At 70.5% G+C, this 24,464-nt stretch carries 20 protein-coding genes; 6 read left to right on the plus strand and 14 right to left on the minus strand.

The window, feature by feature from the left end:
• Positions 1-3: 3 nt before the first annotated feature.
• The 5 genes from AC07DF_RS24770 to hrcA all read right to left on the minus strand — a co-directional run bounded on the left by AC07DF_RS24770 (position 4) and on the right by hrcA (position 5,122).
• The gene (locus AC07DF_RS24770) at positions 4-531 is read right to left on the minus strand and encodes a hypothetical protein (protein ID WP_478975303.1); all 528 of its coding nucleotides are present in this window, start codon (positions 529-531) and stop codon (positions 4-6) included.
• A 424-nt stretch (positions 532-955) separates the two neighbouring features.
• Positions 956-1,696, minus strand: a complete 741-nt coding sequence (locus tag AC07DF_RS24775; protein ID WP_478975306.1) for a 16S rRNA (uracil(1498)-N(3))-methyltransferase — start codon at positions 1,694-1,696, stop codon at positions 956-958.
• A complete protein-coding gene (locus AC07DF_RS24780) occupies positions 1,693-2,769 on the minus strand; it encodes a nitronate monooxygenase (protein WP_478975310.1) in 1,077 nt (358 codons plus the stop codon). Before AC07DF_RS24780 ends, AC07DF_RS24775 begins: the two co-directional genes overlap by 4 nt.
• A 200-nt stretch (positions 2,770-2,969) precedes the next feature.
• Complete coding sequence (dnaJ, locus tag AC07DF_RS24785) at positions 2,970-4,106, minus strand: molecular chaperone DnaJ (RefSeq protein WP_478975313.1); 1,137 nt, start codon at positions 4,104-4,106, stop codon at positions 2,970-2,972.
• Positions 4,106-5,122 (minus strand): heat-inducible transcriptional repressor HrcA, encoded by a 1,017-nt coding sequence (gene hrcA, locus AC07DF_RS24790; protein ID WP_478975316.1) that lies wholly within the window; start codon positions 5,120-5,122, stop codon positions 4,106-4,108. The genes dnaJ and hrcA overlap by 1 nt, the downstream gene beginning before the upstream one ends.
• Positions 5,123-5,294: 172 nt before the next feature.
• On the opposite strand from hrcA, the gene AC07DF_RS24795 reads away from it, so the two are divergent.
• The gene (locus AC07DF_RS24795; RefSeq protein WP_478975319.1) at positions 5,295-6,026 is read left to right on the plus strand and encodes an MBL fold metallo-hydrolase; all 732 of its coding nucleotides are present in this window, start codon (positions 5,295-5,297) and stop codon (positions 6,024-6,026) included.
• 31 nt (positions 6,027-6,057) lie between these two features.
• Positions 6,058-6,855 carry a DUF3097 domain-containing protein gene (locus AC07DF_RS24800; protein WP_478975322.1) on the plus strand — a complete coding sequence of 266 codons (798 nt, stop codon included), beginning with the start codon at positions 6,058-6,060 and terminating at the stop codon, positions 6,853-6,855.
• Between the two features lie 126 nt (positions 6,856-6,981).
• Here AC07DF_RS24800 and hemW read toward each other — a convergent pair whose 3' ends face one another.
• Both hemW and AC07DF_RS24810 read right to left on the minus strand, forming a co-directional pair.
• Positions 6,982-8,214 (minus strand): radical SAM family heme chaperone HemW, encoded by a 1,233-nt coding sequence (gene hemW, locus AC07DF_RS24805; RefSeq protein WP_478975325.1) that lies wholly within the window; start codon positions 8,212-8,214, stop codon positions 6,982-6,984.
• 27 nt (positions 8,215-8,241) lie between these two features.
• Entirely contained in the window at positions 8,242-10,608 is a 2,367-nt protein-coding gene (locus AC07DF_RS24810; protein ID WP_478975328.1) for a SpoIIE family protein phosphatase, read from the minus strand.
• A gap of 102 nt (positions 10,609-10,710) precedes the next feature.
• Here AC07DF_RS24810 and AC07DF_RS24815 point away from each other — a divergent pair, with 102 nt between their 5' ends.
• A complete protein-coding gene (locus tag AC07DF_RS24815; protein WP_478975331.1) occupies positions 10,711-14,817 on the plus strand; it encodes a HAMP domain-containing protein in 4,107 nt (1,368 codons plus the stop codon).
• Positions 14,814-15,269 (plus strand): response regulator, encoded by a 456-nt coding sequence (locus tag AC07DF_RS24820; protein ID WP_478975334.1) that lies wholly within the window; start codon positions 14,814-14,816, stop codon positions 15,267-15,269. Before AC07DF_RS24815 ends, AC07DF_RS24820 begins: the two co-directional genes overlap by 4 nt.
• A gap of 64 nt (positions 15,270-15,333) precedes the next feature.
• Here the strand turns inward: AC07DF_RS24820 and AC07DF_RS24825 are convergent, their stop codons facing one another.
• Both AC07DF_RS24825 and lepA read right to left on the minus strand, forming a co-directional pair.
• Positions 15,334-17,217, minus strand: a complete 1,884-nt coding sequence (locus tag AC07DF_RS24825) for an AMP-dependent synthetase/ligase (protein WP_478975337.1) — start codon at positions 17,215-17,217, stop codon at positions 15,334-15,336.
• A 248-nt stretch (positions 17,218-17,465) separates the two neighbouring features.
• Positions 17,466-19,334 (minus strand): translation elongation factor 4, encoded by a 1,869-nt coding sequence (gene lepA / locus AC07DF_RS24830; protein ID WP_391097472.1) that lies wholly within the window; start codon positions 19,332-19,334, stop codon positions 17,466-17,468.
• A gap of 230 nt (positions 19,335-19,564) precedes the next feature.
• Between lepA and rpsT the strand changes: the two genes are divergently transcribed.
• Positions 19,565-19,831: a 30S ribosomal protein S20 gene (rpsT, locus tag AC07DF_RS24835; protein ID WP_184592546.1), complete on the plus strand. Its 267-nt coding sequence runs from the start codon at positions 19,565-19,567 to the stop codon at positions 19,829-19,831.
• 176 nt (positions 19,832-20,007) lie between these two features.
• Here the strand turns inward: rpsT and AC07DF_RS24840 are convergent, their stop codons facing one another.
• Positions 20,008-20,403 carry a nuclear transport factor 2 family protein gene (locus AC07DF_RS24840; protein WP_478975342.1) on the minus strand — a complete coding sequence of 132 codons (396 nt, stop codon included), beginning with the start codon at positions 20,401-20,403 and terminating at the stop codon, positions 20,008-20,010.
• An 87-nt stretch (positions 20,404-20,490) separates the two neighbouring features.
• Here AC07DF_RS24840 and AC07DF_RS24845 point away from each other — a divergent pair, with 87 nt between their 5' ends.
• Complete coding sequence (locus AC07DF_RS24845; RefSeq protein WP_478975345.1) at positions 20,491-20,916, plus strand: VOC family protein; 426 nt, start codon at positions 20,491-20,493, stop codon at positions 20,914-20,916.
• Positions 20,917-21,150: 234 nt separating this feature from the next.
• Here the strand turns inward: AC07DF_RS24845 and holA are convergent, their stop codons facing one another.
• The 4 genes from holA to AC07DF_RS24865 form a co-directional block, all read right to left on the minus strand.
• Positions 21,151-22,140, minus strand: coding sequence for a DNA polymerase III subunit delta (holA, locus tag AC07DF_RS24850; protein ID WP_478975348.1), 990 nt, complete (start codon positions 22,138-22,140; stop codon positions 21,151-21,153).
• Positions 22,141-22,203: 63 nt separating this feature from the next.
• Positions 22,204-22,449 carry a hypothetical protein gene (locus AC07DF_RS24855; RefSeq protein ID WP_478975351.1) on the minus strand — a complete coding sequence of 82 codons (246 nt, stop codon included), beginning with the start codon at positions 22,447-22,449 and terminating at the stop codon, positions 22,204-22,206.
• Between the two features lie 52 nt (positions 22,450-22,501).
• Positions 22,502-23,383, minus strand: coding sequence for a YceI family protein (locus tag AC07DF_RS24860; protein ID WP_478975354.1), 882 nt, complete (start codon positions 23,381-23,383; stop codon positions 22,502-22,504).
• Positions 23,384-23,624: 241 nt separating this feature from the next.
• The gene (locus tag AC07DF_RS24865) at positions 23,625-24,464 is read right to left on the minus strand and encodes an arylamine N-acetyltransferase family protein (RefSeq protein WP_478975357.1); all 840 of its coding nucleotides are present in this window, start codon (positions 24,462-24,464) and stop codon (positions 23,625-23,627) included.

Below are 24,464 nucleotides of genomic sequence, written 5' to 3' on the forward strand. Positions count from 1 at the left end.
GGATCACTTGCCCTCGACAGGGCGGCAGTCCGGATAGCGCTCGCACCAGATGGTCTGTGTGACGGTCACGGTGACGGTGGGCCCGGGCTGCCCGTTCGTCGGGCCGCCTCCCACGGGCGACGGAGTGGCATCACAGTTGCCCAGCCCGTCCACCTCGAACCAGACCTTGCCGTCGACCTTGGCAGTGATCTTCCCGCGCACACATGCGCCGTCCACGGCGTGAGTGACCTTGCCGGTGACGGTGATGTCCTTCCCGTCCTCGGTCTCCCCCTCACAGTCGACGGTCGCCACGGTCTTCTCACGCGCCGAGGGCGACGCGTTGCCACCCTTGCCGGAGTCCCCGTACGACGCGGTACACGTCAGCCAACGCACGTCGGCCTTCTGCCGGTTGAGCTCCTTGGTGACGGTTTCGTCAGTGGTATAGGCGACAGCGGCCGAACTGATCCCACCCCCGGGTTCACAGGCGACAGCACCACCCACGCCGACCACCGCGAACACCGCCACGGCCGCGACCCTCCTCAATGCCCCCATGAAGGGCAGCCTCCCACCGAAGCGGGCGGGACGGTAGAGCGCAACTGGCCACCAGGGCGTCGCTGCCGGGGCGAGGTGGGCCCGCAGCCCAGCAGAACGGGGTACCCCTGCGCCCACCCGTGCCGCCCTGGGGGCACCTCCCAGGCCCTTAAGGCACTGGGGGAGGCACGCATGCCCACAGCTGAAGCGGATAGCGGGAGCCACGACGCGCCCGCACCCGCCGGACGACGCAAGGGGACGTGTCGGGGGGTGTCCGCCCGCAGCGGTTGTCGCGTCAACGGACAGTCAGTCGGCGTCCAACCCCATCGCGACGTTCCGAGGACGGACACCCCCCGGCGCGGCCCCGACCCACCACCGGCGAGTAGGCGCTACGCACACCCCCACCAAGCCCCGCAGGCCGCCGCAGGCACACGGCCACACAAGCTCAGGACCAGCGACCGGTCCGAGCCAGAAGCACGGCGGCAGCCGCCGTCCCGGCGGTCGACGTGCGCAGCACACTCCGCCCGAGCCGGTACGCCTTCGCCCCCGCCTCCTCGAACTGCGCCAACTCCTCGGGCGCCACGCCCCCTTCGGGCCCCACGACCAGCACGATCTCACCGGACGACGGCAGTTCGGCGGTCGCCAGCGGCTCGTCCCCGCTCTCATGGAGCACGCCGGCGAACGCGGCCCCGGCCAGCAACGAAGCGACCTGCTTGGTCGTAGCCGCCTCCGCGACCTCAGGAAAGCGCACCCGGCGCGACTGCTTACCGGCCTCCCGAGCCGTCGCCCGCCACTTGCCCAGCGCCTTCAGCCCTCGCTCGCCCTTCCACTGCGTGATGCACCGCGCCGCCGCCCACGGAACGATCGCGTCGACACCCACCTCGGTCATCGTCTCGACGGCCAGCTCACCCCGGTCGCCCTTGGGCAGCGCCTGGACGACGGTGACCCGGGGCCACTCCTCCGGCTCCTCCGTCACCGAGTCCAGCCGGACGATCAGCCTGTCCTTGCCCTCCGTGTCGAGCACGACGCAGTCCGCCCACCGTCCGGCCCCGTCCGTGAGGACGATGTCCTCGCCGGGCCGCAGCCGCTTCACGGAGACGGCGTGCCGCCCCTCCGGGCCGTCGAGGACGTACCGGCCGCCGCCGCCCGCGTCGAAGTGCTCGACGACGAATACCGGCGCGGTCACAGGACGCCGCCCCCACCCGCCAGCACCGCGCGCGCCGTGGCGAGTTCCCCGGCCAGCACCTCCACCAGCTGCCCGGCGGGCAGCTCCCGCGCCATCCGGTGGCCCTGCCCGGCCCAGAGTGCCATCCCCTGCGCGTCCCCCGCCTTGGCGGCGGCCTTGCGCAGCGGCGAGGTCAGGTGGTGGACCTCGGGGTAGGCGGGCGGCGCGTACGGGCCGTGTTCGCGCAGGAACCGGTTGACGAGGCCGCGCGCCGGCCGCCCGGAGAAGGCGCGGGTCAACTCGGTACGCACGAACAGGGGGTTGGTCAGCGCCTGCTTGTGCAGGGCGTTCGCTCCCGACTCGTGCGTGGCGAGGAACGCGGTGCCGAGCTGGGCCGCGCTCGCCCCGGCCGCGAGCACCCCGGCGATCTGGCCGCCTCGCATGATGCCGCCGGCGGCGACGATCGGGATGCTCACGGTTTCCCGGATCTGCGCGACCAGCGACAGCAGCCCGATGCCGGACCCGTCCAGCTCCGGGATGTCCCGGTGCGTGCCCTGGTGGCCGCCGGCCTCGACGCCCTGCGCGATGACCCCGTCCGCGCCCGCCCGCTCGACGGCCCGGGCCTCGTCGGGGGTGGTCGCGGCGGCGAGGACGAAGGTGCCGACGCGGTGCAGGCTGTCGATGACCTCCCGGCTCGGCACGCCGAAGTGGAACGACACCACCGGCACGGGGTTGTCGCGCAGCACCGCGAGCTTGGTCTCGTAGCCGTCGTCGCGGCCGCTGTCGGGATCACCGAGCTCGGCCTCGTACCAGGTGGCCTCGCCGGCCAGCTGATGGGCGTAGACGTCGATCGCGGCGGGGTCGGCGTACTCGGGCTGCGGCATGAAGACGTTCACGCCGAACGGCCTGCTCGTGAGGCTCCGGAGCTGCTTGATCTCCTGGTACACCCCGTCGGCGGTCTTGTACCCGGCGGCGAGGAATCCGAGCCCGCCCGCCTCGCACACGGCGGCGGCGAGCTGCGGTACGGAGACGCCACCCGCCATGGGGGCCTGCACGATCGGGTGCGGGAAGAGATCGGTCAGCGCGGAGGACATGACCGCATGTTGTCACGTCCTCCGAACAACTCCGAAACCGGCCTGCCCTGTGGCATAGACCAGAGGAAAGGCCCTCCGAAAACCGCTCAGCGCCCGTTGAAGGCGTCCTTCAACCGCGAGAACAACCCCTGCTGCCCCGGCTGACTGTGCCAGCCCGGGGGCCGACCCCCGGACCCCCAGCAGCGGCCGGACCGCCCAAGTCAGCGCCCGTTGAACGCGTCCTTGAGCCGCGAGAACAACCCCTGCTGCCCCGGCTGGAACTGCCCCGTGGGCCGCTCCTCGCCCCGCAGCTTGGACAGCTCGCGCAGCAACCGCTCCTGCTCGGGGTCGAGCTTCGTCGGGGTCTGGACCTCGACGTGGACGATGAGGTCACCGCGTCCGCCGCCCCGCAGGTGCGTGACGCCCCGGCCGTGCAGCGGGATCGACTGGCCGGACTGGGTGCCCGGGCGGATGTCGACCTCCTCCATGCCGTCCAGCGTCTCCAGCGGCACCTTCGTGCCGAGGGACGCCGCCGTCATGGGGATCGTCACCGTGCAGTGCAGGTCGTCGCCGCGCCGCTGGAACGTGGAGTGCGGGAGCTCGTGGATCTCGACGTAGAGGTCACCGGCGGGACCGCCACCGGGCCCGACCTCGCCCTCGCCGGCGAGCTGGATGCGCGTGCCGTTGTCGACACCGGCGGGGATCTTCACGGTCAGGGTCCGCCGGGAGCGGACGCGGCCGTCACCGGCGCACTCCGGGCACGGCGTCGGCACCACGGTCCCGAAGCCCTGGCACTGGGGGCAGGGCCGGGACGTCATGACCTGGCCGAGGAAGGACCGGGTGACCTGCGAGACCTCACCGCGGCCGCGGCACATGTCACACGTCTGCGCACTCGTCCCCGGCGCGGCGCCCTCGCCGCTGCAGGTGTTGCACACGACGGCCGTGTCGACCTGGATGTCCTTGGTCGTACCGAAGGCGGCCTCGTCGAGCTCGACCTCGATACGGATCATGGCGTCCTGGCCGCGGCGGGTGCGCGAGCGCGGGCCGCGCTGCGACGCCGTGCCGAAGAACGCGTCCATGATGTCGGAGAAGTTCCCGAAGCCACCGGCTCCGAAGCCGCCCGCGCCGCCGCCCGCGGCCTGCGAGAGCGGATCTCCGCCGAGGTCGTAGACCTGCTTCTTCTGCGGGTCCGACAACACCTCGTAAGCGGCGTTGATCTCCTTGAACCGCTCCTGGGTCTTCGGATCGGGGTTGACGTCCGGGTGCAGCTCGCGTGCGAGCCGCCGGAAGGCCTTCTTGATCTCTTCCTGCGACGCGTCGCGGCGCACGCCGAGTACGGCGTAGTAGTCCGTGGCCACTACGACTCCGCCAGGATCTGTCCGACGTACCGTGCCACTGCGCGTACCGCTCCCATCGTTCCCGGGTAGTCCATGCGGGTCGGTCCGACCACGCCGAGCTTGGCGAGTGCCTCGCCGCCCGAACCGTAGCCGACCGACACGACGGACGTGGAGTTGAGTCCTTCGTGGGCGTTCTCATGACCGATACGTACGGTCACGCCCGGATCCTTCGCCTCGCCGAGCAGCTTGAGGAGCACGACCTGCTCCTCGAGCGCCTCCAGCACCGGCCGGATCACCAGGGGAAAGTCATGCCCGAAACGGGTGAGATTGGCGGTGCCGCCGATCATCAGCCGCTCCTCGTTCTCCTCGACGAGCGTCTCCAGAAGCGTGGAGAGCACCGTGGAAACCGTACCCCGGTCCTCGTGCTCGAACGCCTCCGGCAGATCCTCCACCAAACTCGGCACATCCGCGAAACGGCGGTTCGCGACACGGCTGTTGAGCCGTGCGCGCAGATCCGCGAGCGAGGCCTCGCCGAAGGGCGCCACGCAGTCGACCACACGCTGCTCGACCCGCCCGGTGTCCGTGATCAGCACGAGCATCAGACGCGCGGGCGCGAGGGAGAGCAACTCCACATGCCGCACGGTCGACCGGGTCAGCGACGGGTACTGCACGACGGCCACCTGGCGCGTGAGCTGCGCCAGCAGCCGCACCGTACGCGCCACCACGTCGTCGAGGTCGACGGCGCCCTCGAGGAAGTTCTGGATCGCGCGCCGCTCGGGCGCGGTCATCGGCTTGACGCCGGCCAGCTTGTCCACGAACAGCCGGTAGCCCTTGTCGGTGGGGATGCGCCCGGCACTTGTGTGCGGCTGGGCGATGTATCCCTCGTCCTCGAGGGCCGCCATGTCGTTGCGGACGGTGGCCGGGGAGACGCCGAGGCTGTGCCGCTCGGTGAGGGCCTTGGAGCCGACGGGCTCCTCGGTGCCGACGTAGTCCTGGACGATGGCGCGCAGCACCTGAAGCCTGCGTTCACTGAGCATCGCGCACACCTCCAGAAGTCTTCCGCTCGCTGCCCTGCCTGTCGTGGCCTGGCACTCTGCGCGTGCGAGTGCCAGCATTCCCCGGCCCAGTGTACGGCGGTGGGGTGCACCCCCGGCAAGGCTGGTCGTGCGCTGTGGTGCCCGCGACGGGTGTCACCGCTAGCGTCGCCGTATGACGGTGACTTGGGAAGAGCTCGGGTGGGAGCGGGTGGCCGCCGGGGTGGGGCGGTGCCGGCTCCCGGTGTGGGACTGCACGGCGGGACTGGTCGCCGGTGAGGGCGCGGTCCTCATGATCGACGCGGGGTCGAGCATGGCCGAGGGCACGCGGTTGCGCACGCAGGCGCAGTCACTCACCGGTCATGGTGTGACGCATCTCGCGCTGACCCACCCCCACTTCGACCATGTCTTCGGCGCGGCGGCGTTCCCGGAGGCGGAGGTGTTCGGCGCGGTGGGCGTGGATTCGGTCCTCACGCGCGTCCGGGACCGCGAGGAGCTGCGCGCGGACGCCGTACGCAACGGCCTGGCGGAGCCTGTCGCCCAGGAGTCGGCGGACCGGCTGGTCCCGCCCCGCCATCTGGTCTCCGGCGAGTGGACGCTCGACCTGGGCGGCGGCCGCCAGGTGCTGCTGGCGAACGTGGGCCCGGGGCACACCGCGCACGACCTGGCGGTGCTGGTGCCGGGTGATCCGGAGGTGGTGTTCTGCGGGGACCTGGTCGAGGAGTCCGGCGAGCCCCAGGCCGGCCCCGACGCCGTGCCGTCGCACTGGCCGGCCGCCCTGGACCGGCTGCTGGATCTGGGCGGCGATGACGCACTGTACGTGCCCGGTCACGGAACGGTGGTGGACGCGGCGTTCGTCCGGGCTCAGCGGGACGCGCTGGCGGCGCGTTTCGGCGTGTCGCGGTGATCGCCGTGCGCCTTCTCCTATCGTCATTCGAATGCGCCAGTACTCCGCCGACCTGACCCCGCCGTGGAAGAAGCCGAAACCAGTGCCCGAGGTTCCGGCGGATCCGGGCCTGGTGGTCGAGGAGCCCGGGTCGGGCTTCTGCGGAGCGGTGATCGGGTGCGAGGCGGGCACGGTGACGCTGGAGGACCGCTTCGGCAAGCACCGCGTGTTCCCGATGGAGCCGCGCGGCTTCCTGCTGGAGGGCAGGGTGGTGACGCTGGTCCGCCCGCCGTCGGGCCCGGCCCGCCCCACACGCACCGCATCCGGTTCGGTGGCCGTCCCCGGCGCACGCGCGCGTGTCGCCCGCGCCGGCCGCATCTACGTCGAGGGCCGGCACGACGCCGAGCTGGTCGAGAAGGTGTGGGGCGACGACCTGCGCATCGAGGGCGTGGTCGTGGAGTACCTGGAGGGCGTCGACGACCTGCCGTCGATCGTCTCCGACTTCGCCCCCGGCCCGGACGCCCGCCTCGGCGTCCTGGTGGACCACCTGGTCCCGGGCAGCAAGGAGTGGCGCATCGCCGAGTCGGTGACGAGCGAGCACGCCCTGGTGGTGGGCCACCCGTACATCGACATCTGGGAAGCGGTGAAACCGACGTCCCTGGGCATCGAGTCCTGGCCCCGCGTCCCCCGCGGCCAGGACTGGAAGACGGGCGTCTGCCGCACCCTGGGCTGGCCGGAAAACACCGGCGCGGCCTGGCAACGCATCCTCTCGGGCGTGCGCTCCTACAAGGACCTGGAACCGGAGCTGCTGGGCCGAGTGGAAGAACTGATCGACTTCGTGACTACGTAGCTGCGGGCATGCGTGCCGCCCCAGCTGCGGGCATGCGTGGCGCTAGGGGCGGCACGGGTGGGCGCAGCGGCACCCCGCTACGCCGGGCTGTGCAACGCCCCGCCCCCAGCACCGACGCCGAGCACCTCAGTCCACCAGATCCCGAACCACCCCATCCGCCAGCAGCCTTCCCCGCAGCGTGAGCACGGCCCGGCCTTCGCCGTACGGGCCCTTCTCCAGGAGCCCGTCCGCCAGCGCCGCCCGCGAGGCGGCCATCCCCTCCGGCCTGAGCAAGGACAGCGGCACGCCCTCCCTGAGCCGCAGCTCCAGCAGGATCCGCTCGACCCGCCGGTCCTCGTCGCTCAGGAGTTCCCGTCCGGCCCCGGGCGACCGCCCCGCCGCCAGCGCCCCCGCATAAGCCCCCGGATGCTTGACGTTCCACCACCGAACGCCCCCCACATGGCTGTGCGCCCCCGGCCCGGCCCCCCACCAGTCGGCCCCTCGCCAGTACAGCTCGTTGTGCAGACAGCGCCCCGCCTCCGAGGTCGCCCAGTTGGACACCTCGTACCACTCGAAGCCCGCCGAGGACAGCGCCTCCTCGGCGATCAGATAGCGGTCGGCATGGACATCGTCGTCCGTCATCGGGACCTCGCCCCGGCGGATACGCCGAGCCAGCTGCGTACCCTCCTCGACGATCAGCGCGTACGCGCTGACGTGGTCCGGCCCCGCGCCCAGCGCGGCGCTCAGCGTGGCCCGCCAGTCGTCGTCGCTCTCCCCCGGCGTGCCGTAGATCAGGTCGAGATTGACGTGCTCGAACCCGGCCGCCCGGGCCTCCGTCACACACGCTTCCGGCCGCCCCGGCGTGTGCGTACGGTCCAGCACCTTCAGCACATGCTGCCGCGCGCTCTGCATGCCGAACGAGATCCGGTTGAAGCCGCCCTCCCGCAGCGCGGCCAGATACGCCGGATCCACCGACTCCGGATTCGCCTCCGTAGTGATCTCGGCATCGGGATCCAGCCCGAACTCGTCACGGATCGCGCCCAGCATCCGTACGAGATCACCGGCGGCCAGCAGCGTGGGCGTCCCCCCGCCCACGAACACCGTGCGTACGGGCCGCGGATCATCACCCAGCACCTTGCGCGCCAGGCGGACCTCCTCGACCAGCGTCTCGGCGTAGTTGTCGCGGGAGGCCAGCACACCGCCCGTGCCGCGCAGCTCGGTCGCCGTGTAGGTGTTGAAGTCGCAGTAGCCGCAGCGGGTCGCGCAGTACGGGACGTGCAGGTAGAACCCGAGCGGACGGCCGGCGGCCCCTGCGAGCGCGGACAGGGGCAGCGCGCCGTCGTCGGGGACGGGCTCGCCGTCGGGAAGTGCGGAAGGCATGCCTTCCATTGTCCAGCACCGGCGCGCTCACTCCGCCTGGAGCACCAGCAGCGCGAGATCGTCGGCCGGGGGCCGCGCCCCGAACTCGTGCACCAGCCGCTTGATCCGCTCGGCTATCAGCTCGGCGTCCAGCCCCGCGCACCCGGCCAGCGCCGCCGCGAGCCCGTCCTCGTCGTCGAACTGGCGGGAGCCGGAGCGGCGCTCGGTCACGCCGTCGGTGACGCACAGCAGCGTGTCGCCGGACCGCAGCTCGAAGGTGTCGCTGGTGTACGTGGCGTCCTCGACGACCCCCAGGAGGGTCCCCGGCCGCGCTGTCGCGTGGACCTCGCCGCCCGCCCCGAGCAGCAGCGGGAGCGGGTGGCCGGCGGAGGCGACGGTGCAGCGGACCCCGCCGTCGAAGGGGACCAGTTCGCCGTACAACAGGGACAGGAAGCGCGTCTGGGGGCCGTCGCCGGGCGGGGTCGGCCGGGCGCCGGCGGCCACCAGCGCCCGGGCCGCCGCGTCGGCGGCCTCCGTGGCGTCGTCGAGCAGGAGCTGGTTGAGGCGGTCGAGGACGTCGGCGACCCGGTAGCCCTCGCGGGCCAGCAGCCGCAGCCAGGGCCGGGCCAGTCCGATCACGACGGCCGCCTCCGGGCCCTTGCCCTGGACGTCGCCCAGGGCGAAGCACCAGCGGCCGTCGCCGGCCGGGAACAGGTCGTAGAAGTCGCCGCTGGGCCCGCCCTTGTCGTACGGCTCGTAGACGAGCGCACTGCGCATCCCCGGGATCTCGGCCACGGCTCCGGGCAGCAGTCCGCGCTGGAGTACGGCGCTGATGGTGGCCTGGCGGGCGTACTGGCGGGCGGCACCGATGGCGAGGGCGACGCGGCGGCTGAGGTCCTCGACGAGGCCGGTGATCTCGTCCGGGAAGCCGGCGGCCCCGGACCGGCCGATGACCAGGGTGCCCAGCGGGCGTCCCCCGGCGACCAGCCGGTACGCGAGCGCCGAACCCGGCTCGCCCGGCATCTCACCGAGCGCCTCGCCCGGCCAGGGGTAGTCGACGGGCCCGGACCCGGGCGGGTCGGACGGATGCGGCGGGTCCTTCTCCAGGGCCCGGCGCAGCTCCTCGATGCGGTTCTCGCTGCCGTGCCAGACCCGGGCCAGGCGCGCCCCGCCCGCTCCGGCCCCGGCGCTCCAGCCGCCGCCGGTGGCCTCGTCCTCCAGCCACACCGCGCACCAGTCGGCCAGCCTCGGCACGATCAGCTGCCCGGCGAGGGCGGCGACCAGGTCCTCGTCGAGCTGTCCGGCGAGCAGGTCGGAGGCCTCGGCGAGGAAGGAGAGGGCGCCACGGCCCAGCCAGGCGCCGTCGCGTCCGTCACCTCCGCCCTCGTAACGGTCCCGCCAGTCCCGTACGTCGTCCCAGTCACGCCAGTCCCGCAGACCGCGGGAGTCCCGCGGATCCTGCCAGTCGCCGAGCCCGCCGGAGTCCTGCCGGTCCCGCAGACCGCGGGAGTCCCGCGGGTCCTGCCAGTCGCGGAGCCCGCCGGAGTCCTGCCGGTCCCGTAGACCGCGGGAGTCCCGCGGGTGCTCCCTGTCCCACCCGTCGCGCCTGCGCCACCCGGCCTCCCCCGCTTCTCCCTTGCCCCTGCCGGCGCCGGCGGGGGCAACCCCCGGCTCCGGCTCGGGCGCCAGGATCTCCGCCACCCGCAGCCCGCGCGCCAGCGCCTGCTCCTCGGCGTACGCCTCGATCTGATCGCCCGCCGCGCACCCCCCGGCGGGCAACCGCGCCCACACGGTCTTCCGGCCCGTGCGGTACGTGATGCCCCAGGCCTCGGAGAGCGCGCCGACGAGCCGCAGGCCGCGCCCGTACTCGGGCATGTCGTGCGGTGTCTCCGGCTCGCCGCCGCGCGGGGCGCGCGAGGGGTGGTGGTCGCAGACCTCGACGACGAGCGCGGCCGTCTCCTTGTCGTCGGTCTCGCCGCCGTCGCCGCCGTCGCTTTCCAGCCGGCACTCCAGCTCGACGTCGGTGCCGGCGTGCACGACGGCGTTGGTGACGAGTTCGCTGACCACAAGCGTGGCGTCGTCGGTGAGCCGGTCGGTGAGGTGCTCCGTGCCGGGCAGGCCGAGCCGGGTCCACTCAGCGAGCGCCGAGCGCACAAGGGCGCGTGCGGCGCCTGGCGCGTGCGAGCTGCCGGACAGGGTCGCGTGCGCCCGCGCGCGCTCCTGTGCGGGCGCCTCGGATATGGGCGCGGGCGCCGGGCAGGCCGGGGCGCACGCGTCGGGCGCGAGCGTCTCGGCAGTCGGTGCGGGCTCCACGGAAACGGGCTCGTCCTCACCGGACGCGGGCGTCTCCGAAGCGTGTGCAGGCGCCTGCGAGGCACGGGAGGCGGTCTCCCGTTGCGTCGGAATGGCCCCCATGGACAGCTCCCCGGGCAGTTCGTACGAATACGCCACAGTCGATGCCGACAGAGTGACAGACTGACCACGCCCATAAGCGCCGAGTTACCGAAGTGGGCCGCCATGAGTGAGAACAGTGCTACTCCTGTGGTCGAAGATGGGTACGAAGACGGTCAGATTCGTACATCCGATCTGCGTCCACTGCTCGCCGCGATGACCGCCGCACGTGACGGCGACTTCGCCAAGGTGCCGGAATCCGGCCACGGGATGGTGGCCGAACTCACCGCGGTCTTCAACCAGATCATGGACCGCAGCATCCACTTCACCACCGAGACACGGCGGGTGAGACGGGAACTGGTGCGGCACGGCCGGCTCGACGAGCGCCTCTCGGCGAGTCCGGGCCAGGGTCTGTGGACATCCCGCGTCAACGACGTGAACCAGTTGCTCGACGCCCTGGTCGCCCCGGCGGCGAACGCCACGCGGGTGCTGGACGCGGTGGCCGGCGGCGATCTGACCCAGCGGGTCGATCTGCACGACGGGACCCGGCAGTTACGCGGCGACCTGCGCCGTCTCGGCCGGGCCGTCAACACGATGGTGGACCAGCTGTCCCTGTTCACGGGCGAGGTGACGCGGGTCGCGCGCGAGGTCGGCACCGAGGGCCGGCTCGGCGGCCGGGCCAATGTGCGGGGCCTGTCGGGCAGTTGGCGGGACGTGACCGAGGCGGTCAACACCATGGCGTCCCGGCTGACGGCCCAGGTGCGGGACATCGCGGCGGTGACGACGGCGGTGGCGCGGGGCGACCTGACCCGCACGGTCACGGTGGAGGCGACCGGCGAGCTGCTGGAACTCAAGCTGACCGTGAACACGATGGTGGACCAGCTCTCCGCCTTCGCCGACGAGGTGACGAGGGTCGCCCGCGAGGTCGGCACCGAGGGCCAGCTGGGCGGCCGGGCCCAGGTGCGGGGCGTGTCGGGGGTCTGGAAGGACCTCACCGACAACGTCAACTTCATGGCGTCGAACCTGACCTCGCAGGTCCGCAACATCGCCCAGGTGACGACAGCCGTGGCCAACGGCGATCTGTCGCAGAAGATCACGGTCGCCGCGCAGGGCGAGATCCTGGAGCTGAAGTCGACCATCAACACGATGGTCGACCAGCTCTCCGCCTTCGCCGACGAGGTGACCAGGGTCGCCCGCGAGGTCGGCACCGAGGGCAATCTCGGCGGCAGGGCTCAGGTCCGGGGCGTCTCCGGCGTCTGGAAGGACCTCACCGACAACGTCAACTTCATGGCGGACAACCTCACCTCCCAGGTGCGGAACATCGCCCTCGTCTCCACCGCCGTCGCCCAGGGCGACCTCGGCAAGAAGATCACGGTGGAGGCCAAGGGCGAGATCCTGGAGCTCAAGTCCACGATCAACACGATGGTCGACCAGCTCTCCGCCTTCGCCGACGAGGTGACCAGGGTCGCCCGCGAGGTCGGCACGGAAGGCAACCTCGGCGGCCAGGCCCAGGTCCGGGGCGTCTCCGGCGTCTGGAAGGACCTCACCGACAACGTCAACTTCATGGCGCTGAACCTGACGTCCCAGGTCCGCAACATCGCCCAGGTCACCACCGCCGTCGCCAACGGCGACCTGTCGAAGAAGATCACGGTCGACGCCCGCGGCGAGATCCTGGAGCTGAAGGACACCGTCAACACGATGGTGGAGCAGCTGCGCGCCTTCGCCGACGAGGTCACCCGCGTGGCCCGCGAGGTCGGCACCGACGGCCGGCTCGGCGGCCGGGCCCAGGTGCTGGGCGTCTCCGGCGTCTGGCGGGACCTGACGGACAACGTCAACTACATGGCCGACAACCTCACCTCCCAGGTGCGCAACATCGCCCAAGTGGCGACGGCCGTGGCCCAGGGCGACCTGTCCCGGAAGATCGACGTGGACGCGCGCGGCGAGATCCTGGAGCTGAAGACCACGATCAACACGATGGTCGACACCCTGTCCTCCTTCGCCTCCGAGGTCACCCGTGTGGCCCGCGAGGTCGGCAGCGAGGGCCAACTGGGCGGCCAGGCCCGCGTCGAGGGCGTCTACGGCACCTGGAAGCGCCTGACGACGAACGTCAACGAGCTCGCGCTCAACCTCACCACCCAGGTCCGCGCCATCGCCGAGGTCGCCTCCGCGGTGGCCCAGGGCGACATGTCCCGCTCGATCACGGTCGAGACGCGCGGCGAGGTAGCCGAGCTGAAGGACAACATCAACCTGATGGTGGCCAACCTCCGCGAGACGACCCGCGCGAAGGACTGGCTGGAATCGAACCTGGCCCGCCTGGCCGCCCTGATGCAGGGCCACCGCGACCTGATGGAGGTCGCCGACCTGATACTCCGTGAGCTGACGCCGCTGGTGAACGCCCAGTACGGCGCGTTCTACCTGGCCGACCCGGAGCAGGACGGTGCGACGGTTCCCACCAAGGGACTCGCCTTCATCGCCGGCTACGGCGCCGCCCAGGACGCGACCGTCGAGACCGGCGGCCTGCCCGTGCACGGTCTGGTCGCGCAGGCGGCCCGGGAGAAGAAGCGGATCCTGGTGGAGGGCGCCCCGCCGGACTACATCAAGATCAACAGCGGCCTCGGCGAGGCGGCCCCCACCACGATCGTCATCATCCCGATCCTCTTCGAGGACAAGCTCCTCGGTGTCATCGAGCTCGCCTCCTTCTCCCGCTTCTCCGATGTGCACCTGGCGTTCTTCGACCAGTTCGTCAACACCATCGGCGTCGCCATCAACACGATCATCGCCAACTCCCGCACGGAATCCCTGCTCGGCGAGTCCCAGCGCCTCGCCATGCAGCTCCAGGAGCGCTCGGACGAACTCCAGAAACAGCAGGGCGAGCTGCAGCGCTCCAACGCCGAACTGGAGGAGAAGGCCGCCCTGCTGGCCACGTCCTCCCAGTACAAGTCGGAGTTCCTGGCGAACATGTCGCACGAGCTGCGCACACCGCTGAACTCCCTGCTGATCCTGGCCCGGCTGCTCTCCGACAACCCGGACGGCCGCCTCTCCGACCAGGAGGTGCAGTTCGCGACGACGATCCACCGCTCGGGCTCGGACCTGCTCCAGCTGATCAACGACATCCTGGACCTGTCGAAGATCGAGGCCGGCCGGATGGACGTACGCCCCAAGCGGCTCCCGCTCATCAAGCTGCTCGACTACGTCCACGCCACGTTCCGTCCCCTCACCCTGGACCGGGGGCTCGCCTTCGAGGTGGCGGTCGGCGAGGACGTACCGCGCGAGATGTACTCGGACGAGCAGCGGCTCCAGCAGATCCTGCGCAATCTCCTGTCCAACGCGATCAAGTTCACCGCGTCGGGCAAGGTCGAGCTGCGGGTCGACCGGGTGCAGGACGCCGAGCACCGCCATCTCCGGGACGCCGACGACGTCATCGCCTTCGCCGTGTCCGACACGGGCATCGGCATAGCGCCGGAGAAGCTCCCGGTGATCTTCGAGGCGTTCCAGCAGGCCGACGGCACCACCAACCGCAAGTACGGCGGCACCGGCCTCGGCCTGTCGATCAGCCGGGAGATCGCGGGCCTGCTCGGCGGCCGGATCGTCGCCGAGAGCGAGCCCGGCAAGGGTTCCAGGTTCACCCTGTACGTCCCGGTCGTCAGCCCCGGCCACACCGCGCCGGTCCCGGCCCTCGAGGAGCACGCGGCCCTGCCCCTGCCCCTCCAGCCGACGGCGGGACCGTACCCGGCCGCGCACGAGACGGACGACGCCTGGCCGGCGCCGACGAAGCTGGAGGCGTGGACGTCCGGCAGGCCGGGCCGGATCCTGGCCGGGCGCCGGGTGCTGATCGTCGACGACGACATCCGCAACGTGTTCGCCCTGACCCATGTCCTGGGCCGGGTCGGCATGACCGTGCTGTACGCGGAGAACGGCCGCGAGGGCATCGAGACCCTGGAGCGCAGCGCGGACGTCGAACTGGTCCTGATGGACATCATGATGCCGGAGATGGACGGCTACGAGACCATCTCCGCCATCCGCCGGGCACCCCGCTGGACGGGCCTGCCGATCGTGGCACTGACCGCCAAGGCGATGCCGGGCGACCGGGAGAAGTCCATCGCCCGCGGCGCCAACGACTACGTGCCCAAGCCGGTGGACATCGACCGGCTGCTGACGGTCGTGTGCGAGTTGCTGGAGCCGGGGCACGCGGAGGACGCAGAGGACCCGGCGGAGGAGGCCCGACCGTCATGAGCACCGACCGCGCCGGAATCCTCCTGGTCGACGACATGGAGGACAACCTGACCGCCCTTGAGGCCGTCCTCGCCTCCCTCAACGAGCCCCTGATACGCGCCCGTTCGGGCGAAGAGGCGATGAAGGCCCTGCTGAGGCGGCCCATCGCCCTGGTCCTGCTCGACATCCGCATGCCCGGCATGGACGGCTTCGAGACAGCCGCCCACATCAAACGCCTCGACCAGACCCGCGACGTCCCGATCATCTTCCTGACGGGCGCGGACGACGACTCGGGCTACGCCTTCCGCGGCTACGCGACCGGCGCAGCCGACTACCTGACCAAGCCCTTCGACCCCTGGGTCCTCAGGGCAAAGGTCAGCGTCTTCCTGGACCTCTACCGCAAGGGCAGAGAGGTGGAACGCCTACGCACACAGGTCCAGGACCTGCGGCGCAGGGTGGGTGACGTCCCCTAGGGGCGCGGGGAACTGCGCGAGCAACCACGGACAACCCGCAGTCGCCCGCGCTCCCGCACGCCCCCTACGCCTCGCGAGAGCCCTCGTACATCTCCTCGATCAGATGCTTGTACTCCCGCTCCACCACCGGCCGCTTCAACTTCAGACTCGGCGTGATCTCACCATGCTCCACATCGAGATCCCGGGGCAGCAACCGGAACTTCTTGATGGTCTGCCACTTCTGAAGCCCCTCGTTGAGCTGCTTCACATACCCGTCGACCATCTCCACCGTCGCGGGCGCAGCCACGATCTCGGCGTACGGCTTCCCCCCGAGACCGTTCTCCTTCGCCCACTCCACGATGGCCAACTCGTCGAGAGCGATCAGCGCCGTGCAGAAGTTCCGGTCGGCCCCGTGCACCAGAATGTTGGACACGTACGGGCACACCGCCTTGAACTGCCCCTCGACCTCCGCCGGCGCGATGTACTTGCCGCCCGAGGTCTTGATGAGGTCCTTCTTGCGGTCGGTGATCCGCAGGTACCCGTCGGCCGACAGCTCCCCGATGTCCCCGGTGTGGAACCAGCCGTCCGACTCCAGCACCTCGGCGGTCTTCTCGGGCAGCCCGTGGTAGCCCTCCATGATGCCGGGGCCGCGCAGCAGGATCTCCCCGTCGTCGGCGATCCGCACCTCCGTACCGGGCAGCGGCTTGCCGACCGTACCCGTGCGGTAGGCCTCGCCCGGGTTCACGAACGAAGCCGCCGAGGACTCGGTCAGGCCGTAGCCCTCGAGGATGTGGATGCCGGCGCCGGAGAAGAAGTACCCGATCTCCGGGGCGAGAGCGGCCGACCCCGAGACACAGGCCCGCAGGTTGCCGCCGAAGGCCTCACGGATCTTGGCGAACACCAGCGCGTCGGCGACCTTGTGCTTCGCGCCCAGCCCGAACGGCACCGACATGGTTCCGGTGCGCCGGAAGTTGTCCTGCGCGACCTTGGCGTACTCGCGAGAGACCTCGGCCGCCCACTGGAAGATCTTGTACTTGGCCCCGCCGCCCGCACGGGCCTTGGCGGCGACGCCGTTGTAGACCTTCTCGAAGATGCGCGGCACGGCAGCCATGTACGTGGGCTGCACGATCGGCAGATTCTCGATGATCTTGTCGACGCGGCCGTCCACGGCGGTGACGTGCCCGACCTCGATCTGGCCGGAGGTGAGCACCTTGCCGAAGACATGCGCGAGGGGCAGCCACAGGTACTGCACGTCCTCGCTGCTGACCAGGCCGGTCGCGGCGATCGCCTTCGCCATGTACGACCAGTTGTCGTGCGGGAGGCGTACACCCTTGGGGCGGCCGGTGGTGCCGGAGGTGTAGATGAGGGTGGCGAGCTGGTCCTTCGTGATCGCGCCGACCCGCTCCTTGATCAGGTCGGGGTCCTTCTCCAGGCGGGCCGCGCCGCGCTTCTCCAGCTCGTCGAGGGTGAGGATCCAGTCGGCGCTCTCCTCGTTCGCCAGCCCCGCCGGGTCGACGACCACGACATGGGTCAGCTCGGGAAGCTCGGCGCGCTTCTCCTTCGCCTTGGCCAGCTGCTCCACGTTCTCCGCGATGAGCACCCGGCTCTCGGAGTCCGACAGGATGTAGGCGGACTCCTCGGCGTTGGTCTGCGGATACACCGTGGTGGTCGCGGCGCCGGCGCACATGATGCCGAGGTCGGCGAGGATCCACTCGATCCGGGTGCTGGAGGCGAGCGCGACGCGCTGCTCGGCCCGCACGCCCAGCTCGATGAGTCCCGCCGCGATGGCGTAGACCCGTTCGGCGGCCTGCGCCCAGCTCAGGGACTTCCACTCGTCCGGTCCCTGACCGGAGGACGCTGGGACCGGATACCGATAGGCCTCGGCGTCCGGCGTGGCCGCCACGCGCTCCAGGAAAAGGCCCGCCACCGACGGCGGACGGTTCTCGATCAGGGTCTGTGTGTCGCTCACGACATCCTCCGGGGCCCGCGTCAGGCGGCTGGCTCAGGTGCGGCTGGGTCTACTCGCGAGCCGTTGTTTAACTCGCGAGTAACTATCGAGCAGGGATCAGAGTAAAGGCCGACCGGCCCCTGCGTAAGAGTCCGCGGCCTGTCTCTTCGTACAGACAGCTACCCCTCATACGCACAGGGGCCCGCCGCGCTTTCGCGCGACGGACCCCTGTTCTACCGGTTTGGGGCGTAACCCACGGTAATCCGTGATTACTTCTTGCCCTTGCCCGACCCCGCGCTGTCATCACTGGACAGGACCGCGATGAAGGCCTCCTGCGGAACCTCTACGGAACCCACCATCTTCATCCGCTTCTTGCCCTCCTTCTGCTTCTCCAGCAGCTTCCGCTTACGGGAGATGTCACCGCCGTAGCACTTGGCGAGGACGTCCTTGCGGATGGCGCGGATGGTCTCGCGGGCGATCACCCGGGAGCCGATGGCGGCCTGGACCGGCACCTCGAACGCCTGGCGCGGGATGAGCTCGCGCAGCTTGGCGACGAGCCGTACGCCGTACGCGTACGCCTGGTCCTTGTGGGTGATCGCCGAGAAGGCGTCCACCTTGTCGCCGTGCAGCAGGATGTCGACCTTGACCAGGCTGGAGGTCTGCTCGCCCGTGGGCTCGTAGTCGAGCGAGGCGTAGCCGCGGGTCTTGGACTTCAGCTGGTCGAAGAAGTCGAAGACGATCTCGGCGAGCGGCAGGGTGTAGCGGATCTCGACCCGGTCCTCGGAGAGGTAGTCCATGCCGAGCAGCGTGCCGCGCCGGGTCTGGCACAGCTCCATGATCGAGCCGATGAACTCGCTGGGCGCCAGGATGGTGGCCCGCACGACCGGCTCGTAGACCTCCGAGATCTTGCCCTCGGGGAACTCGCTCGGGTTGGTGACCGTGTGCTCGGTGCCGTCCTCCATGAGGACGCGGTAGACCACGTTCGGGGCCGTGGCGATCAGGTCGAGCCCGAACTCGCGCTCCAGCCGCTCACGGATCACGTCCAGGTGCAGCAGGCCGAGGAAGCCGACGCGGAATCCGAAGCCGAGAGCGGCGGAGGTCTCCGGCTCGTAGACCAGCGCGGCGTCGTTGAGCTGGAGCTTGTCGAGCGCCTCGCGCAGATCGGGGTAGTCCGAGCCGTCCAGCGGGTACAGCCCGGAGAAGACCATGGGCTTGGGGTCCTTGTAGCCGCCGAGCGCCTCCTCGGCCCCCTTCTGCTGGCTGGTGACGGTGTCACCGACCTTGGACTGGCGGACGTCCTTCACGCCGGTGATCAGGTAGCCCACCTCGCCGACACCGAGACCGTCGGCCGCCTTCATCTCCGGCGAGTTCGTGCCGATCTCCAGCAGCTCGTGCGTGGCGCCGGTGGACATCATCCGGATCCGCTCGCGCTTGTTGAGCTGGCCGTCGATGACACGGACGTACGTCACGACACCGCGGTAGGAGTCGTAGACGGAGTCGAAGATCATGGCGCGCGCGGGCGCGTCCTTGACCCCGACCGGGGCCGGGACCTCCCTGACGACCCGGTCGAGCAGCGCCTCGACGCCCATGCCCGTCTTGGCGGACACCTTGAGCACGTCGTCCGGGTCGCAGCCGATGAGGTTGGCCAGCTCCTCGGAGAACTTCTCGGGCTGCGCCGCCGGCAGGTCGATCTTGTTGAGGACAGGGATGATCTTGAGGTCGTTCTCCATCGCCAGGTAGAGGTTGGCGAGAGTCTGGGCCTCGATGCCCTGGGCGGCGTCGACCAGGAGGATGGTGCCCTCGCAGGCGGCGAGCGACCGCGAGACCTCGTAGGTGAAGTCGACGTGCCCCGGGGTGTCGATCATGTTGAGGATGTGCGTGTTGCCTGGCTCCTCGGTGGGAGCCCAGGGCAGACGCACCGCCTGGGACTTGATCGTGATGCCGCGCTCACGCTCGATGTCCATGCGGTCGAGGTACTGAGCGCGCATCTGCCGCTGCTCGACCACTCCGGTCAGCTGGAGCATCCGGTCGGCAAGCGTGGACTTGCCGTGGTCGATGTGCGCGATGATGCAGAAGTTGCGGATCAGAGCCGGGTCGGTACGGCTCGGTTCGGGCACATGGCTAGGGATCGCGGGCACGCAGGGTCCTGATTCTTGAGGCGTCCGCAGTGTCTGCGGTCTCGGGTCGGATCGATACGTAGCCTCCATGGTCCCACGGGTGGGGACCATGGACGGGTTTGGGCCGTGGATGGGCCCGCTGGTACCGTGGGGGGCTGTGCCTCATGCCCTCTCAGCAGGAGGCGCTACCTCAAGAAATCATCGGTACGGGTCCCGCGCGGTCCCGTGCCTGAACCTGAAAAGGCTCATTCGTGGCGAACATCAAGTCCCAGATCAAGCGGATCAAGACCAACGAGAAGGCGCGGCTGCGCAACAAGGCCGTCAAGTCCTCCCTCAAGACCGCGATCCGCAAGGCCCGTGAGGCTGCTGCCGCGGGTGACGTCGAGAAGGCCAACGAGTACCAGCGCGTCGCCGCGCGTCAGCTCGACAAGGCCGTCTCCAAGGGCGTCATCCACAAGAACCAGGCCGCCAACAAGAAGTCGGCGCTGGCTCAGAAGGTCGGCGCGCTCAAGGGCTGACATCTGATGTGACGCCGGAGGGAATCGAGCGGGCCCTCTCTCATCCGCTCCCTTCCGGCACCCCTCGGATCCGCGCGCGGCCTGCGTTCGCCACGCGGGCGCGGATCCAGCAGCTCGTATCGAAGGCCGGGCGCCTCTCCTGTTCCCCATGGGAGGGCTCCCGGCCTTCGGCCTGTTCAGGACCAGAACTCGTTGTTCTTGTCGATGTCCTCGACGCATTCGTCGAGGTCAGTGACCTTGTCGCCGACGATCCGGAAGATGATGCAGCCGGTGTCGTCGAGGTGCTTGCCGTTGCGCTCGGCGGTGAAGCGGGTCATCCCGACGGCATGGCCGCGGCCGTCGACACAGATGCCGATCATCTCGGCGTTCATCGTCCCCTTGGTCTCCATGCCGAGCCGCTCGTACATCTCGATGATCGCGTTCACTCCCTTGAAGTCACCCGACAACGGGTGATCTCCGGGTACGTGGTGCGTGGCGTCCGACGCGATCAAACCGCGCAGAGTGTCCATGTCACCGCGCGAGAATGCCTCGAATCCCTTGCGGACCAGCGCTGCGTGCGGGTGTTCAGCCATGGCCTTCGCCACCTCTCCGTCATTCGGCGACGTACGGCTGACACTCCCGATTCTCCCTCCGGCCGTCGCTCGCGGCACAGTGGAGAGATGAACGGTGACAACAGGGACGTGCTGGCCCGGGCCCGGGTGGCGACCAGGCTTCCCGCCCAGGACCTGGACCGGGCGCGGCGCTTCTACGCCGAGAAACTCGGCCTGGAGCCCGTCGACGAACGGCCCGGAGGGCTGCTCTACCGGTGCGGCGGCGGGGAGTTCGTGCTGTTCCGCTCGACGGGCGCCTCAGCCGGCACCTTCACCCAGATGGCGCTGGAGGTCGACGACATCGACACCGCCGTGGCGGAGCTGAAGCGGCGCGGTGTGGTGTTCGAGGAGGTCGACCTGCCCGGGTTCCGCACCCGGGACGGAATCGCCGAGATCGAGGGGAACTACCCGAGCAAGGGCGCCCGGGGTGAACGCGGCGCCTGGTTCCGCGACAGCGAGGGAAACCTGTTGGGCATCGGCGAGCCCGTCCGCTGAGGAGCGGCCCTCAGGGCCTGTCGTTTGGATCAGGTCGCAGGGAATTGGCGGCACCTTGTCAGCGCCGGTGAGCGGGGCCTGGTGCGTGCAGCTGCAAGGCGGAGGAGGGCGTCGACGCGATGGGGGTCCCTCCCGCGCGAGCGAAGCCGAGCGTGGGGGAGTCGGCAACCGACGACAACGCCGCAGATGTGCGTGCCAGGCCCCGCGTCTGCGGCGTGATCCAAACGACAGGCCCTAGCCTCGTCCCCTGGACCGGGCCGCCCGGGCGATGGCGACCACCGCCTTCTCCAGGGCGTACGCCGGGTCGTCCCCGCCGCCCTTCACTCCCGCGTCCGCCTCGGCCACCGCCCGCAGCGCCACCGACACGCCGTCCGGGGTCCACCCGCGCATCTGCTGCCTGACCCGGTCGATCTTCCACGGCGGCATCCCCAGCTCGCGCGCGAGATCGGCCGGCCGGCCTCCGCGCGCCGAGGACAGCTTCCCGATCGCCCGGACGCCCTGCGCCAGCGCGCTGGTGATCATCACCGGCGCCACGCCGGTCGCCAGCGACCAGCGCAACGCCTCCAGCGCCTCCGCCGCCCGCCCCTCGACCGCCCGGTCGGCGACCGTGAAGCTCGACGCCTCGGCCCGGCCCGTGTAGTACCGCCCGACGACCGCCTCGTCGATCGTCCCCTCGACATCCGCGACCAGCTGCGAAACCGCCGACGCCAGCTCCCGCAGATCGCTCCCGATCGCGTCGACGAGCGCCTGGCACGCCTCCGGGGTGGCGGACCTCCCCGTCCCCCGGAACTCCCCCCGCACGAACGCCAGCCGGTCCGCCGGCTTCGTCATCTTCGGACAGGCCACCTCGCGCGCCCCGGCCTTGCGCGCCGCGTCGAGCAGCCCTTTGCCCTTGGCCCCTCCGGCGTGCAGCAGCACGAGGGTGATCTCCTCGGCGGGCGTCCCGAGGTAGGCCTTGACGTCCTTGATCGTGTCGGCCGAGAGATCCTGCGCGTTGCGTACGACCACGACCTTGCGCTCCGCGAAGAGGGACGGACTCGTCAGCTCGGCGAGCGTGCCGGGCTGCAACTGGTCCGAAGTCAGGTCCCGTACGTCCGTGTCGGCGTCGGCGGCCTTCGCCGCGGCGACCACCTCCTGCACGGCACGATCGAGCAGCAGCTCCTCCTGGCCCACGGCGAGCGTCACCGGGGCGAGAGGGTCGTCATTCGCAGTCTTCCTGGCCATCGCGACAAGCATCCCACGGGGCACTGACAACAAGGCCGGACGGACCGAGGTGTGCCCGGTCCCCTACGGCTCTTCCCGCCAGCCGTCCCACTCGCCGGCGAACCGGTCCAGGTCCCCGGCGTCCAGCCGCCCACCCTCGTCCCTCAGGACGACCAGCCACTGCGCGTCCTCGGCGTCGTCCTCACCGGCCAGCGCGTCCCGCACCAGCTGCGGCTCCTCGACGACCCCGAACCGCTCCCCGAGCGCCTCGACCACCTCTTCCGCTGCATCACGGTCGGGCAGCACCAGCACATGTCGCACATCACTCACGCCTGACATTGTCCGACACCCCGTCGCGGCCCGAGCGGCCGGATCCGCCTGCTCAGCCCTTGCGGACGACCTGCACATCGAGGTCGATCTTGATGCTCGGCCCGACCACCGCGATGCCGCGCGCCAGCATCGTCTGCCAGCTCACGGTGAAGTCGTCCCGGTGCAGCTCGGTCGTGGCCCGGCAGGCCGCCCGCAGCTCGCCCTCCATGCCGTTGCCCAGCCCCAGGTACTCCGTGTCCAGCGTGACCGTCCGCGTGACGCCGTGCAGCGACAGCGCCCCCGTGACGGCCCACCGGTTCGCACCCTTGTGCACGAACCGGTCGCTGTAGAACTCCAGCGTCGGGAACTTCGCGACGTCCAGGAAGTCCGCCGACCGCAGATGGTCGTCACGCATCTTCACGTTGGTGTCGATGGACGCCGCGTCGATCACCACATGCATCGCCGACCGCTCCAGCGGGTCGGTGACCCTTATGACACCCGCGAACGACTTGAACTGCCCGTGGATCCGCGCCAGTCCGATGTGCCGCGCGGTGAAGGCGAGCGAGGAGTGCGCCGACTCGATCTCCCAGTCGCCGGGCGCGGGCAACTCCGGCGGCTGAGCCACCTGCAGCGTCACGTCCCCGAGCGACGCGAGCGTGTTCTCGGCGACCTGCGTGGTCGCCCGGTACGGCGTGTACCCCTCCGCCGACACCGCGAGCCGGTACTCCCCCGCCGGCACCGTCGTCACGAACGACCCGAACGGATCCGCGCCCCCACTGACCACCGCACGCCCCATGGCGTCGGTGACCGCGAACTCAGCGTGTCTGACCGGCTCGTTGACCGGGTCGAGCACCCGGCAGCTCAGCACCCCCGCACTCGGCGGCGTCGGCACCGCCGCCAGAGGACTCGTCCGGTGCACCCGGTTGGTTCGGCTTCCCAGCCAGCGGCCGATCATCTGGACACCTCGTGCGACTTGAAATCAGCGGTTTGATCACTGTTCACCGAGGACGCATTCGACCACCGATGAGGCTTTCGAGGCAACACGCGACCACATCACGGGAATCCAGCACATGTGATGGGACTGCGCACGAGTAGAACCGACTGGAACCATGTGAACCATGTGTGGACGGTGTGTACCTTCTGGACCGAATCGGCCTTCTCGGCAGGCCCGCATCAGCTCTCCCGACCGGCCCGCATCAGGCCTCCCGGCCGGTGTCCCGGACCACTGGCACCGCATCGAGTTCGATCCCGAACCGCTCCCGGTACACCCCGAGCACCTCCTCGTCCGTCTCCAGCGCCCGCTCCTCCCGTGTCCCGTCGGCCGCCGTCACCGTGTACTTGCGTCCGCTGAGCGTGATCCTCCCTCCGTCCTCCGTCACCCGTGAACAGACCAGCGACCGCGTGAAGTGCGACGCCGGCGACGTGCTGTGCCACCACGCCCCGGCCACGAAGTCACCCAGCGCCCGCGGCCGTACCTCAAGGCGGTACTGCGGTCTGCCGTCACGGAGCACCCGCAGGTCCGCCGCCTCCACCGTGTCGTGTCCGCCGCGCACCCCGGCCGCGTCCGGACCCGCCTCCACGATCCGGAACGTGCCCCCCGGGTCCTCCTGCTCTCCCCGCTCCCCGAACGCCAGCGGAAGGTGGCTGTGCGCCCCGAACCCGACGTCGGCCAGCCAGTCGCCCCCGTCCACCGTCCGCACCCGCAGCGCGAGATGGTCGTACGGGATCCCGAGCCGCTCCTCGTCCCCGTACACCCGCCCGGCGAGCAGCGCCACCTCGTAGCCCAGCGCGGCGAGCAACGCCCCGAAGGATCCGTTGAGTTCGTAGCAGAACCCGCCCCGCCGGGCACCCACCACCTTGTCCAGCAGCCGCTTCTCCTCCAGCACGATCTCCTCGCCGAGATGGATGGAGAGATTCTCGAAGGGCACGGTCCGCAGATGCCGCAGGTGCAGCTCGCGCAGCGCGTCGACGGTGGGCCACGCCGGGGGCTCGACCCCAAGGCGGCGGAGATAGGCATCAACCTGTGCTGAGTTCAT

Source organism: Streptomyces sp. NPDC044719 (genome assembly GCF_056433405.1).